Genomic DNA, 13,610 nt, shown 5'->3' with positions numbered 1-13,610 from the left:
CCCCCGCGCCGGAGCCGGTGACGCCGCCAGGAATGACAAGCAGCGTCATTCCCCCGGCGCTCCAGGCCCCCGAGCCGGAGGATGAGCAGCCCAAGCCCTATCCCCTGGATTTGGAGGCGCTGCGCGCGAGGCTTCCCGACAACCTGTACTGGGAGCTGGGCGCGCCGACGAAGGACCCGGAGCTCATCCGCAAGCGCGAGGAGGAGGCGCGGCGGTGGAACGAGCTCTTCGGCCGCGTGCAGGCGGGCGACGCCACGGAGGCGGAAATCCAGCAGTACTACGAACGACGACGCAAGGTGTCAGAGGACATGCTGCTCTTCGCCACGACGGTGCTGGAGGAGCAGGGGGACGAGCTGCCGGAGCGCGACCGGGGCCTGTACGAGCTGAGCATCAACATGCACCGCACCCGGCTGTCGGAGTACCCGCGCCAGGAGGCCGACGCGCTCGCCCACCGCCGCGCGCAGGAGGCGCGTCGCCAGCAGTGGCGCCAGCAACAGCAGCAGCAGGGGGAGCAGACGCCTCCCTGACGCGGGCGTGTTGGGTAGTGGAAGCTTGCGGGCTGGCGCGTGCGGGGGGCGGATTGGAGCCATGGCCCCCCTGGCGCTAGGACTTGGCGCATGGCGGTGGAGACGAGTCGGACGGGAGCGCCCGGCGCGGGCGAGCCCGAGGCGGGCTCTCCGGAGCAGGCGCACCGGTCCGCGGGGGAGCTGGAGGAGCGCGTGGCGGAGCGCACGGCGGCGCTGGAGGCCGCGCTGCGGGTCCGCGACGAGTTCCTGTCCGTGGCCTCGCACGAGCTGCGCGCGCCGCTGACGTCGCTGCGGCTCTACGTGGACGGGCTGGTGCGCTCCGCGCAGGTGGGGGCGCTCACGCCCGACGACGTGCCCCGGCGGCTGGGGCGTGTCCAGGACCAGTGCCGCCGGTTGGACCGGCTCATCGCCACGCTGCTGGACGTGTCGCAATTGTCCACGCAGCGGCCCGTGTTGGATTTGGAGGAGGTGGACCTGGGCGCGCTGGTGCGCGGCACGGTGGAGCGCATGGAGGAGGACGTGCGGCGGGCGGGCTGTGCCTTGTACGTGCGGGCCCCGCCGGGCGTGGTGGGCGCGTGGGACCGCACGCGGGTGGAGCAGGTCTTCACCAACCTGCTCACCAACGCCCTCAGGCACGCGGCGGGGACGCCCATCGAGGTGGTGCTCACCACGGAGGGCGGCTTCGCGCTCCTGTGGGTGCGCGACGGGGGCCCGGGCATCCGCGAGGAGGACCAGGCGCGGCTGTTCCAGCGCTTCACCCGCCTGGACTCGAGACGGCCGGGCTTCGGGCTGGGGCTCTGGATTTCCCGGCAGTTGGTGGAGCTTCACGGAGGGCACGTGTCCGTGGAGAGCACGCCGGGCAAGGGGGCTTGTTTCAGCGTCCGCCTGCCGCTGCCCGCGCCGCCTTCGGACGGGCCCTGAAACTTGCACTCCGGGGCCTTGGAGTGTTGTCTGACGAGCAGACGCGTGGGAGGAGCCGGTGGGCCGGGACGAGGGAAGTGTTAAGCGGGAGCAGGGGCCTTGACCCGCATCCGTACCGAGCGCGTGGAACACCATTTGACCGCAGAGGGGCCTGCCAGCGACGACACCGCCCTGTGGGACCAGTTCCCGGAGAGCGTCGCCATCTGTTCCCTGGAGGGGGTGTGCCTCTACGCCAACCCGGCGCTGGAGCGCGCCTTCGGTGGCCGGCGCGAGGAGCTCTTCGGCCGCATGCCCTGGGAGGCGTACCCGGAGGTGCTGCGCGAGCAGCTCCAGGAGCGCTTCCGCCGGGTGGCGGCCACGGGCGAGCCGGAGGAGTTCGAGTGGCACTTCGCGAGCCGTGAGCGCTGGTTCGTGCTGCGCCTGTTCCGGGGCCAGGGCCGCGTCTACGTCTTCTCGCGGGAGAACACTGCGGAGAAGAAGCAGGAGGCCATCCTGCGCGGGCTCTACGACGAGACGCGCCGGGCGCAGCGCCACGCGGCCTTCCTGGCGCAGGCCAGCGAGGTGCTCACGTCCTCGCTGGAGCACGACGAAATCCTCCAGCGCCTCACGCACCTGGCCGTGCCGCCGCTGGCGGACGGGTGCAGCGTGGATGTGCCCATGCCGGACGGGAGCGTGCGGCGGGTGGCCATGGCGCACGTGCGGCCGGAGATGGTGGAGGCCACCCGCGCGTACCACGCGCGCTACCCCATCCTGATGGACGCGCCCCATGGCGTGGGCAAGGTGCTGCGCACGGGCACCACGGAGTACGCGGCGGAGTTGCGGCCGGAGATCGTCGCGCGGACGTTCCAGGACGAGGCGCACGGGCGGGCCACGCTGGCCCTGGGCGTGTCGGCGTACATCATCGTCCCGTTGATGAGCCGGGGGCGGGTGCTGGGCGCGCTCTCGCTGGTGAACACGGAGAAGGGCCGGCGCTACACGCAGGCGGACGTGCGGCTGGCGGAGGACCTGGCCCGGCGCGCGGCCACGTCGCTGGACAACGGCCGGCTCTACACGGAGGCGCACGAGGCGGTGCGGGCGCGCGACTCGTTCCTGTCCGTGGCCTCGCACGAGCTGAACACGCCGCTCACCTCGCTCACCCTCAACGTGCAGGCGCTCCGGCGGCAACTGGAGGCGCACCCGGCAAGCGTCGGGGACGTGGCGTCCGAGTCCATCTCCAGCAAGGTGCTGTCCGTGCAGCGGCAGCTGTCGCGCATGTCCGGGCTGGTGCGGGAGCTGCTGGACGTCTCGCGAATCACGGCGGGCAAGCTGCGGCTGGAGCGCGAGGAGATGGACCTGGCGGCGCTCGTGCGAGAGCTGGTGCCGCGCTACGCGGAGGAGCTGGCCCGGGCGGGGTGCGCGCTCCGGCTGGAGACGCCTCCGACGGCGACGGGCTCGTGGGACAAGCTGCGCGTGGAGCAGGTCATCCAGAACCTGCTGTCCAACGCCATCAAGTATGGCCGGGGCCGCCCCATCGACGTGCAGGTGGGCGTGGACGAGCAGCGCGCCTGGCTGCTCGTGCGCGACGAGGGCGTGGGCATCGCGGTGGAGGCGCAGTCGCGGCTGTTCCAGCGCTTCGAGCGGCTCGCCAGCGAGCGCCACTACGGCGGGCTGGGGCTGGGCCTCTGGATCGTCCGGCAGATCGTCGACGCCATGGACGGACGCATCCTGGTGCGCAGCGCGGCCGGCCAGGGCTCCACCTTCACCGTGGAGCTGCCGCGTCGACCTCCCGCGGGATGAGGTGCGAGCGCGCGCCCGACGACACCACCCAGAGCTGGTGGGACGTGCGGGTGATGGCCACGTGCAGGCGGCGGCGCGTCTCGTCGTCCACGGGCCAGGCCCTGGCGGTGACGTCCGGGAGGATGACGTAGTCGAACTCCAGGCCCTTCACGCTGCCCACGTCCGTGACATCCACGCCGGGCTCGAAGGAGAACTCCCCGTCCTTCACCCGGCGCGCCCAGGACTGGTCCGCGACGACGCGGTACACGGCGTCCGCGGACTCGGGGCTGCTGGCGATGACGCCCACCGAGGCGTGGGGCTCGCGTGCGACGAGGTCCCTCAAGGCCTCGCCGATGAAGAGCTGCGCCTGGGCCTCCACGGGGAAGTGGTGGAAGCCCACCGGCGCACCCGGGCGCTGGGGCCGCGACGCGGACTCCGCCTTGGCCTGGGTGCCGAGCACGCGCCGGGCCAGCTCCACCACGGGCGCGGGGCAGCGATAGGAGACCTGCAGCCGGCACGTGGCGGCGTCGCGGATGCCCAGCTCGTCCAGCGCCTCCGGCCAGCCCGCGAAGCCCGCGTCCGTCTGCTGCAACTCGTCGCCCGCGAGCGTGCAGCTCCTTCCCTTGCCGAGCAGCCGCCGCACCACGAACAGCTCGAACAGGGAGAAGTCCTCCGCCTCGTCCAGGACGACGTGGGCCAGGCGCTCCAGGCCGAGCGGGCCCTGCTGGGCCTTGAGGAACATGAGGATGGGCAAATCCTCCAGGTCCACCGTGCCCGCGAGCGCGTAGGGCGTGTCCTCCTCGATGGCCTTGCCGTCCACGGTGATGAGCCGGTCCGGGTCCGTGATGTCCTTGAGCTCCTTCGACAGCGGCGTGGAGCGCTGCAGGCGCGTGTGCTCGAGCACCTCGTCGATGGCGGTGAAGGGGAGCTCGCCCTTCGCCGCGCGCACCACCTCCTCCAGGAAGCGCCGGTCCAGGTAGGCGTCCGCGAGCCTGCGGTGCAGTCGCTCCAGCGTGGTGCCCGCCTCCGTCTTCGGCGCGCCGATGCGCGCCAGCAGCGCGCGGCGCAGCGCGGGGTGGCGCTTGAGGCGCGCGGCCAGGGGCGGCGTCTCCGGGCTCAGCTTGATGCCCGGCAGGTCGAACGCCGCGCGCGCCGTGGCCAGCAGCCACGCGTCCCGCGTCTCCACCGTGACGCGCCCCAGGCCCAGCGGCGCCAGAAGCCGCCGCGACAGCCTGGCCAGGCCCTCCTCGGGGACGATGAGCTTCATGCGCGACTGCGGGAAGCGCTCCGCGTCGTCGAAGGCGATCTTCGCCAGCCGGTGCAGCGCCACCGTCGTCTTGCCGCTGCCCGCGCTGCCCAGCACGAGCAGGGGCTGGCCCGCCTCCACGGTGACGGCCTCGTACTGCTCGGCGTCCAGCAGCGCCGTGACGCCGAAGACGTCCTCGACGCGCCGGGCGCCCTTGCCGGTGCCCAGGGCGCCCGGCCGCGCCGCCGTGCCCGCGCCTCCCGCCTGGAGCGAGGTGAAGTCGCGCCCCACCGAGCGCCACGCGCCGTCGGCGGCGCGCTCCAGCACGCGCGCACCAGAGATGATGCGCGTGAGCACGCCCTTCTCGATGACCACGAGCCGGCGCACCTCGACGGTGCCCTCGGACAGCCGCTCACCGAACTGCTCCTCGAACGCGTCGCCCTCTTCGTACGAATAGAAGACGCGGGCGATGGGGGCGAAGCGCCAGTCGATGACCCGCACGCCCGCGCCCACGTCCGCGAAGGTGGTGCGCCCGAGCAGGTAGTCGCGCGGTCCCGCCTCGCCGATGAGCCGCAGGTGCGCGAAGTAGGGCGCCTGGGCGTCGGGCAGGTTCGCGGACTCCTGCCGGTCCAGCAGGGCGCGCGTCTGGTCCATCTGGAAGAAGAGGTGGGGCAGGTCCGCCTCGGCGGCGGTGGCCGCGTCCTCGCGCAGCGCCTGCAACTGCGCGACGAGCAGCCGGTTCTCCTGCGTGCGTCCGGCCTTCTGCCGCGCTGCCTCGAGCGCTTGTTGGACGCGCGACAGGAGCGCCTCCTCCTCGGCGATGAGGGCCTGGTCGGCTTCGGCGAGAGCGTGCGGGGCGTGCGTCATGGGCGGCAAGGTGAACCTGGGGGTAGTGGCGCGTCAACCCGTTGGTTTTCCTGACGGAAGTGCTACTTTGAATCGTGAGAGCAAGGAGCGGGCATGCGGCGGTTCACCCCTCGGCTGGTGCTGCTGGTGCTGGCCTTCCTGTCGTGCTCGTCCTCCAGTCCGCGCACGGAGCTGCACCGCGGCCAGTCTCCCTTCACGCTCATCACCGTGACGGAGGACCGGGAGGGCCGGCGCTATCTCCAGTTCGACGACTCCGGCGCGCTGCAGAGCGTGGTGTGGCCCGGGCAGCCGAAGAAGCTGGAGCTGGCGTACACGCGCGTGTCCATGGTGGCGCTGGCCTTCGTGCCCAAGCCCCAGCGCGTGCTCGTGGTGGGCCTGGGCGGCGGCGCGATGCCCATGTTCCTGCGCGCGGTGCTGCCCGACACGCACATCGACGTGGTGGACATCGACCCGGAGGTGGTGGACGTGGCCAGGCGCTTCTTCGGCTTCCGTGAGGACGCGCGCCTGAAGGCCCACGTGGCGGACGGCCGGGCCTTCATCGAGGCGAAGCGGCCCGCGTACGACCTCATCTTCCTGGACGCCTACGGCCCAGACAGCATCCCCGAGCATCTGGGCACCGTGGAGTTCCTCGCCGCCGTGCGCGCGCGGCTGACGGCGCGTGGCGCGGTGGTGGGCAACGTCTGGGAATACCCGCCCAACCCCCTGTTCCCCTCCATGCTCCGCACGTGGCAGGCGGGCTTCACCCAGCTCTACACCTTCCGCGTGGCCGGGAGCGCCAACCGCATCTTCGTGGGCGTGCCCTACGCCGAGAAGCAGACGCGACAGGCATTGGAGACAATTGCCAACAAGGTCGAGAAGGCGCGGGGCGTGCCCTTCGACCTGAGCGCATTGGTGGTGGAAGGTTATGACGACGCCACCACGCGCAAGGAATTGACGGGGAAGGTGTTGAAGGATGCGTCCGCTCCCGCCGCTCCGCCGCCTGCTGCGGAGTCGAAGCCAGCGCCTCCCGCGCCGTGACACATGGGACACGTGAGTGATTGCGTCGCGGCGGGGGCCGCGCGCTAGAGTTCCGTCCGTCTCATCACGCCCCTGTACCCGTGTCGTCCCGGAGGATGAATGTCCCCGTCTCCTGTCGGGCCGCCCTCGCTGTCGCGTCGAGGGCTGCTCAAGCGAGGGTTGTTCGGAGGCGCGCTGCTCGCGCTGGGAGGCGGCCTCTTGTGGACGCGTGAGGGATTGTCATTGCCCCTTCCTCCCGAGGGACTGAAGGTGCTCGGCGCACGCGAGTACGCCACGCTCCAGGCCATGGCCCGCCGCGCCTTCCAACCGCGAGACGGCTGGCCGGACGCGGACACGGTGCGCGTGGCCTTCCTGGTGGATGGGCTGCTGGCGGGGCTGGACCCGGCCGTCGCGAACGAGGTGAAGGCGGTGGTGGGCCTGTTCGACAACGCGCTCGCGGGGCTGCTCTTCACCGGACACGTCACGCCGTTCTCGCGGCTCGGTCCCGAGGCGCAGGACGCCGTGCTGGAATCCTGGAGGACGTCGCGGCTGGTGTTCCGCCGGGGGGGCTACCACGCGCTGCGCGGGCTCCTGTACGCCGCCTACTACTCGCACCCGGCCGCCATGGCCGCCACGGGCTACGTGGCGCCGGAGGGCTTCCACGTCGCGGACGCGCCGGTCTGGCGTGGGCCCGAGGACGGACCCTTCGCGGGCTCGCGAGGGGGCACGCCATGACGGGACGCATCCGGACGGGAGATGAGCTGACGGAGGACCAGGCGCTCACGTGTGATGTCTGCGTGGTGGGCAGCGGCGCGGGCGGCGGAGTGCTCGGGTTGGAACTGGCCCGGCGCGGGCTGGACGTGGTGATGTTGGAGGAGGGCGGCTACCACACCCGTCGCGACTTCGACCTGAAGGAGGCCAAGGCCTACGCGACCTTCTACCAGGAGGGTGGCAACCGGGCGACGGACGACCTGTCCATCGGCATCTACCAGGGGCGCACCGTGGGCGGCGGCACCGCCGTCAACTGGTGCGCGTGCTTCCGCACGCCGCCCGAGATTCTGGAGCACTGGCGCGACGCGCACGGCGTGAAGGGCCTGGACGCGGCCACGCTCGCGCCGCACTGGGACTGGCTGGAGGAGCGGCTGAACATCCGCGACTGGCCCATCGAGCAGGCCAATCGCAACAACCGCATCCTCTGGGACGGGCTGGGCGCGCTCGGGTACGGCCGAGGCACGGTGAAGCGCAACGTGCGCGCGTGCGCGTCGCTGGGCGCGTGTGGGCTGGGCTGTCCCACGGACGCCAAGCAGTCCACGCTGGTGACGCTCATCCCGGAGGCGGTGGAGCGGGGCCTGCGGCTGTACGCCAACGTCAGCGCGCGGCGACTGGAGACGAACGGCGGCCGGGTGACGGCCGTGCACGGGGACATCCTCGACCCGAGGACGAACCGGCCCACGGGCAAGAAGCTCACCGTGAAGGCGAAGGTGACGGCGGTGTGCGGCGGGGCCATCAACTCGCCGGGCCTGCTGCTGCGCAGCGGGCTCACCGGACGAGGGCGGGTGGGCAAGCGGCTGTTCCTGCATCCGGTGGTCGTGTCCAACGCGCGCTTCCGCGAGCGCGTGGAGGCGTACTCGGGCGCGCCGCTCACCGTGTACTCGCGGCAGTTCATCGACCGGGGGCAGGGGAGGATGGGGTGGCTCCTGGAGGTCCCCCCGCTGTTGCCGCTCCTGAGCGCGGTGGCGCTCAACGGCTTCGGCGCGGGGCACCAGGACCTGATGGCGGGCCTGCCCCACGCCAACGCGCTCATCTCCATCTGCCTGGATGGGGTCCAGCCCGGGGACGAGGGCGGCACCGTGGCCCTGCGCGGCGCGGGCGAGTACTCGCGCTTCAAGGTGGACTATCCCCTCACGGCGCTGCACTGGGAGGCCTTCCGCGAGGCGCTCAAGGTCGCCGCGCGCATCCAGTTCGCCGCCGGGGCGGAGGTGGTGCTCAGCCCGCACTCGAAGCCGGTGGTGATGCGGAGCGAGCAGGACATCCCGCTGCTCGATGACGCGCCCTACGCCCCGCTCGAGTGCTCGGTGCTCAGCGCCCACCAGATGGGCGGCTGCGCCATGGGGGGCAGCCCCGAGACGAGCGTGGTGGACAGCACGCTGCGCTACTGGGACTGCGACAACCTCTTCGTCGTGGATGGCTCGGTCTTCCCCACCGCGCTGGGTGTCAACCCGATGGAGAGCATCCTGGGGGTCGCGCATTGGGGCAGCCAGCACGTCGCCGCCGCGGTGAGTGGCTCCGGGTGACGGTGATTCCAGACCGGGCGCCGATGGCGCTCCAGGCTGCCCTTGGTCTATGGACCTGGGGCTGGCGCCCGGAGGGGGCGCGGTGTGTTGGTCCCGCAGTCGCGCGAGTCCGCTTCATATGAGCTCACAAATCCAGGTTGGGAATCCTCCGCGTGGGCGGAGGATGGTGTCGGCGGTCGTGGGGGTGCTCTGCGTCGTGCTGGGCGCGTGCTCCACGCTGCCGCAGCGAGGGCAGCTGGTGATGCGGGACGTGTCCTTCCCGCTGCGCGACTTCCGCATGCCGTCGGGGCTTCGCGTCGTGGTGGAGCAGGACCCGCGCGCGCCCGTGGTGGCGATGGTGGCCGTGGTGGGGGTGGGCGGCTCCGGCGACCCGCAGGGCAAGGAGGGCCTGGCGCACGTGGTGGAGCACCTGGCCTTCCGCGCGCGCCATGGGGGAAGCCCCTCGGTGTCGACCCGGCTGGAGGACGCGGCGGCTGGCTATTCGAATGCCTTCACCAGCATGGACCACACCGTGTACCAGACGGTGGCGCCCAAGGAGTCGCTGGACCTGCTCGTGAAGATGGAGGGGCAGCGGCTGTCCGCGCCCCTCTCGGGGCTCACCCCCGAGATGTTCGCGGTGGAGCGGGAGGTGGTGCGCAATGAGCTGCGCCAGCGCAACGAGACGGGCTTCGTGGGTCAGGTCTTCAGCTGGGTGCACGCGTCCGTCTATGCGCCGGAGCACCCGTACTCGCGGCCCGTCATCGGCACGCACGAGTCGCTGACGGCCCTGTCGCTGGCGGACGCGCAGCGCTTCACGCGGGCCCACTACCGGCCGGACAACACGACGCTGGTCATCGCCGGAGACGTGGACCTGGCGAGGGTGGAGGCGGTGCTGCTCGACAACCTCCCCCCGGAGTGGGTGGGCACCGGGGCCCCGCTGGCGGTGGACTCGCGCATGCCCCCCGTGTCCGAGCCGCCCCTGCGCGCCGCCCCCGCGCAGCTGCCCGAGTACCAGGCTGCCGTCGGCTCCCCGGAGCTGTACATCTCCTGGGTGCTGCCGCGCTCCTTCGACGAGGCGAGCGCCATCCACGACTTCGTGCGGGTGAACCTGAGCCGCAGCCTGGGGGGCTCCATGCGGCGGGACGGGGACATCGCCGGGTACTCCACGATGCTGCTGCCCGGCACGCGCGCGTCGCTGCTGGTGGTGCGGGTGGTGCTCACCCAGGGCAGCCACCCTCGCAGGTCGGCGGACAACATGCTGGACGAGGTCCAGTGGACGTGGAGCCAGGAGGCCGGCCAGGCGGGGGCGGTGCTCGGCCGCGAGTACGACTTCCAGGCCCTGCGCCGCAACGTCATCACCGGCATGGTGCTGGAGTCCGAGGAGCTGCTGTCGCGCACCGTGCGCCGCGCGGAGCTGACGCACTTCATGCTGGATGCGCGCGGGTACACGCGCTCGCAGCGGGCGCTGATGACGCTCGACGGCGGCAAGGTGACGGACTTCGCCTACAAGTGGCTCCAGCGCGAGCGCGCGCGCGTCATCCTCGTGCGGCCCGGTGAGTCGGGCGGCGAGGTGGTGGCCGCGCCCGTGGCGCTGCCGGAGGAGCCGCCCGCGAGCGTCCGCTCCGAGCGCGTCGCCCAGGCGGCCCAGGCCGCGCTGTCCGCGCCGGTGCGGACGCTGAAGCTCGACAACGGGATGGAGGTGCTGCTCGCGCCCCGGCCGGGCCTGCCCGTGGTGCGCGTGGGCGCGGTGCTGGGCGGAGGGCGCACGTACGGGCCCAAGGCGGGCGTGGCGGAGATGGCGGGGTATGGCTCCTTCCGCGAGTCCTGGTTCGAGGGCAACGCGAGCCACTGGGGCCTGCACGTCCACGGCGGCATGCACCGGGACCACCAGCGCTTCGAGGTGGCCGGGACGTCCGGCAACGTCGGCAACATGCTCGCGATGCTGGCCGAGCAGCTCTCCTCCACGCGGACCTCGTATGACGCGTGGCGGTTCCTCCAGGAGCAGCTGGTGCCGTGGCGCAAGACGTTGGACTCCCACCCGGAGGAGCGCGCGCAGCGCGACCTGATGCAGCTGCTCTACGAGCCGCACCCCTACTCGCGCCACGCCACGGGCGAGGAGCTGTCCCGCGTGTCGGAGGAGGACATGACGGCCTGGATCCGCGACGTCTACCGTCCGGCCAACACGGTGGTGGTCATCGCGGGTGAGTTCGACGTGGCGACGGTGGAGCCGCTGGTGCGCGAGTACCTGGGCGGCTGGAAGCACGGGCCGGCCTCGCCGGTGGAGGTGCCCGCCGCGCCGGGGCTGCCGTCGCCCGCCGCGAAGCCCCGGACGCTCGTGACGTCCCGCCCCGGCGCGACGCAGGGCCACCTGCAGCTGGCGTGTCGGCTGCCCACTGCCACGCCCGAGGCGGCGGCGCGCTACGACGTGATGGCGGAGCTGGTGGGCCGGCGCATCTTCGACCAGGTGCGCGCGCGCCAGGGCGCGTCGTATGGCTTCAGCGCCAGCACGTGGCTGGGTCGCGGTGGCGCCTCGCACCTGCTGGTGGAGGGACTGGTGGACGCGCAGCGCATGGCGGAGGGCGCGAAGGCCGTGCAGGACACGCTCGCGTCGTTCGCCCAGGGCGTGGACGAGGCGGAGCTGGCGCGCGCCACGAAGCGCCTGCTGTCGCGCGACGCGGTGTCGTTCGTCTCCTCCGAGTCGTGGGTCCAGTCGCTCCTGGACGCGCGCGTGCGTGGCTTCCCCGCGGAGTCGCTGGCCCAGCGCCCCGCGCACCTCCAGGCGGTGACGGCCGAGCAGGTGAAGCAGGAGTTCGACGGCTGCCTGAAGCGTCTGGTGGTGGGCGTCGTCGCGGATAAGAGCCGCGTCCTGCCGATGCTCCAGGCCCTGTCCTCACCCTGACGGGCGGCGTGCTGCCTCGCCTGGTGTCCGTCCACCCAGGCGAGGCATGCGGGGCCCTGCGTCCTCCCGCCCCGACGCTGACTACCTTGCCTGGATAGGACGACATCGGCGAGGGGGCAGGCATGCGGTGGCAGGGAGGACGTCGCAGCTCCAATGTGGAGGACCGGCGCGGGGCGGGGTTGGGACGCCCGCTCGCGGTGGGCGGCGGGGCGGCGTCGCTGGTGGTGGCGCTGCTGGTGATGCTGCTCGGGGGAGACCCCTCGGTCGTCACCACGCCGAGCGGTGGACGCGGGCCGTCCAGCGACTACGGCACGGGCGGCTCGGGCGTACCCGATGACCCGCGGCAGGCCGAGCTCAAGGACTTCGTCTCCGTCATCCTGGCGGACACGGAGGACACCTGGCCTGGCCTCCTGGAGCCCCACGGCGTCGAGTACGTGGACCCGCGCCTGGTGCTCTTCACCGGCGCGGTGCGCTCGGCCTGCGGGTTCCAGCAGAGCGCGGTGGGGCCCTTCTACTGTCCGCCGGACCAGCGCGTGTACCTGGACCTGGACTTCTTCGACGAACTGGACCGCCGCTTCGGCGCGCCCGGCGACTTCGCGCAGGCCTATGTGGTGGCGCACGAGGTGGGGCACCACGTGCAGAACCTGCTGGGCATCTCCCGTCAGGTGCAGGCCGCGCGGCAGCGCGCGTCGCCGGAGGATGGCAACGCGCTGTCGGTGCTCCAGGAGCTCCAGGCGGACTGCTTCGCCGGCATCTGGGCGCACCATGCCCAGCGCGAGCGCCAGATTCTGGAGGCGGGTGACGTGGAGGAGGGACTGGGCGCCGCGTCCGCCATCGGCGACGACACGCTCCAGCGCCGCGCCCAGGGGCACGTCGTCCCCGAGTCGTTCACCCACGGCTCGTCCGCGCAGCGCGTCGAGTGGTTCAAGCGCGGCCTGACGCAGGGCACGCTGGAGGCGTGTGACACCTTCGGGGCCCAATCCGTTCCACGCCGTCGTCGCTGAAGCGCCGCCACGGGGCTGATTGACAATCAGACCCCGGCTCGCGGTTGAATGCCCTCCGCGCGGTGGCCGGTCCGCGTCCATCGACGCGGGAGCGGGCGTGTTCCCAATCAAGACGTTGTGGTGTCTGGGGTTGCTGGCGGGGCTCGTCTGGGCGCCCGTCGCCGAGGCGCGCTTCGGCAAGCGCAACACCCCGAGCGACCCGAAGTCGGGCACGCACGACTCGAGCGCGGACCCGGACACGCACGAGGCCTCGGCCATCGGCACCGAGGACGACGAGGACGACGGGAAGAAGCCCCGCTCACGCAGCTCGTTCGACGACGACGACGAGGACTGTTGCTCGGACGCGGCGGAGGACCTGGCGGGGGACCTCCTGGCGAGCCTCCTCGGAGGGCTGTTCGAGGGCGCCGCCGAGGCCATCGCCACCTCGGGGACCCACCTGTCGAGTCGGATGGACCCGGAGACGTCCCAGCTCATCCTCGCGGGGCGACGGCACGCGGTGCCGCTGTCCTTCCGGCTGAGCGCGCAGCGACTGCTGCTGCTCGACGACGTGCGCGGGGTGGACCTGCTCGCGGGGCTGGAGGGCCGTCGCTTCGGGGTGGAGACCCGCATGATGCTGGTGACCCAGCCCACGGATGACGGCTCGCCGGGCGAGGACGACCTCATGCTGGTGTCGGCGCACCTGACGTATGCCTTCGTGGTGCGCGATGCGCTCCGCCTGCGCGCGGAGGGCGGGCTGAGCACGGCCCATGCGCCGGACACCACCCTGGCGGGTCCGAGCGTGGCGCTGTCCTTCGAGGCGTGTCTGTGGTCTCCGCTGGACTTCGAGGCGCGCGCGCAGCTGACGCCGCTGCCGTTCCTCCAGGTCGACGCCACGGTGGGCCTGGCCCTGCACCTGGGCAGCCTGATGCTGCGCGGCGGCTGGCGCGGCCTGTACCTGGATGACCTGGGGACTGTGGACGGCGTGGCCCACGTGGACAGGATGCACGGCCCCTACTTCGGCGGCGGCTTCACCTTCTGACGCGGACAGCGGGGCGCTAGCGGTGGCCCCGCATCTTCCACCAGAGGATTCCCATGAAGCTCTCCGGAGGAGGCTCCGGAGGTGTCATCGGCTCGTCCTCCTCG

Annotated in this window: 10 protein-coding genes; 9 read left to right on the top strand and 1 reads right to left on the bottom strand. The window is 72.3% G+C overall.

The genetic code is table 11. The features are described 5' to 3' along the window. The 3 genes from FL311_RS33035 to FL311_RS33025 all read left to right on the top strand — a co-directional run. Positions 1 to 527: hypothetical protein (locus FL311_RS33035; RefSeq protein WP_228557244.1), on the top strand; the 527-nt coding region annotated here is incomplete at its 5' end. A gap of 90 nt (positions 528 to 617) precedes the next feature. Further along, positions 618 to 1,448, top strand: a complete 831-nt coding sequence (locus FL311_RS33030; protein ID WP_141331528.1) for a sensor histidine kinase KdpD — start codon at positions 618 to 620, stop codon at positions 1,446 to 1,448. A gap of 99 nt (positions 1,449 to 1,547) precedes the next feature. Continuing rightward, positions 1,548 to 3,224: an ATP-binding protein gene (locus FL311_RS33025; RefSeq protein ID WP_141331526.1), complete on the top strand. Its 1,677-nt coding sequence runs from the start codon at positions 1,548 to 1,550 to the stop codon at positions 3,222 to 3,224. Here FL311_RS33025 and FL311_RS33020 read toward each other — a convergent pair. Further along, complete coding sequence (locus FL311_RS33020; RefSeq protein WP_141331524.1) at positions 3,187 to 5,316, bottom strand: ATP-binding domain-containing protein; 2,130 nt, start codon at positions 5,314 to 5,316, stop codon at positions 3,187 to 3,189. The genes FL311_RS33025 and FL311_RS33020 overlap by 38 nt on opposite strands. A gap of 93 nt (positions 5,317 to 5,409) precedes the next feature. Between FL311_RS33020 and FL311_RS33015 the strand changes: the two genes are divergently transcribed. The 6 genes from FL311_RS33015 to FL311_RS32990 all read left to right on the top strand — a co-directional run bounded on the left by FL311_RS33015 (position 5,410) and on the right by FL311_RS32990 (position 13,506). Next, positions 5,410 to 6,333 carry a spermidine synthase gene (locus FL311_RS33015; RefSeq protein WP_141331522.1) on the top strand — a complete coding sequence of 308 codons (924 nt, stop codon included), beginning with the start codon at positions 5,410 to 5,412 and terminating at the stop codon, positions 6,331 to 6,333. Between the two features lie 99 nt (positions 6,334 to 6,432). Continuing rightward, a complete protein-coding gene (locus FL311_RS33010) occupies positions 6,433 to 7,047 on the top strand; it encodes a gluconate 2-dehydrogenase subunit 3 family protein (RefSeq protein ID WP_141331520.1) in 615 nt (204 codons plus the stop codon). Then, entirely contained in the window at positions 7,044 to 8,606 is a 1,563-nt protein-coding gene (locus FL311_RS33005) for a GMC family oxidoreductase (RefSeq protein WP_141331518.1), read from the top strand. The genes FL311_RS33010 and FL311_RS33005 overlap by 4 nt, the downstream gene beginning before the upstream one ends. Before the next feature lie 163 nt (positions 8,607 to 8,769). Beyond that, positions 8,770 to 11,484 (top strand): pitrilysin family protein, encoded by a 2,715-nt coding sequence (locus tag FL311_RS33000; RefSeq protein WP_228557243.1) that lies wholly within the window; start codon positions 8,770 to 8,772, stop codon positions 11,482 to 11,484. A 122-nt stretch (positions 11,485 to 11,606) separates the two neighbouring features. After that, positions 11,607 to 12,488 (top strand): neutral zinc metallopeptidase, encoded by an 882-nt coding sequence (locus tag FL311_RS32995; RefSeq protein WP_141331514.1) that lies wholly within the window; start codon positions 11,607 to 11,609, stop codon positions 12,486 to 12,488. 97 nt (positions 12,489 to 12,585) lie between these two features. Then, positions 12,586 to 13,506 carry a hypothetical protein gene (locus FL311_RS32990; RefSeq protein WP_141331512.1) on the top strand — a complete coding sequence of 307 codons (921 nt, stop codon included), beginning with the start codon at positions 12,586 to 12,588 and terminating at the stop codon, positions 13,504 to 13,506. Positions 13,507 to 13,610 lie beyond the last annotated feature (104 nt).

This window comes from Myxococcus sp. AB025B (genome assembly GCF_006518215.1).
GTDB lineage: Bacteria > Myxococcota > Myxococcia > Myxococcales > Myxococcaceae > Myxococcus > Myxococcus fulvus.
The sequence above is the reverse complement of the archived record's forward strand: the minus strand, read 5'-3'. Positions and strand labels throughout refer to the sequence as shown.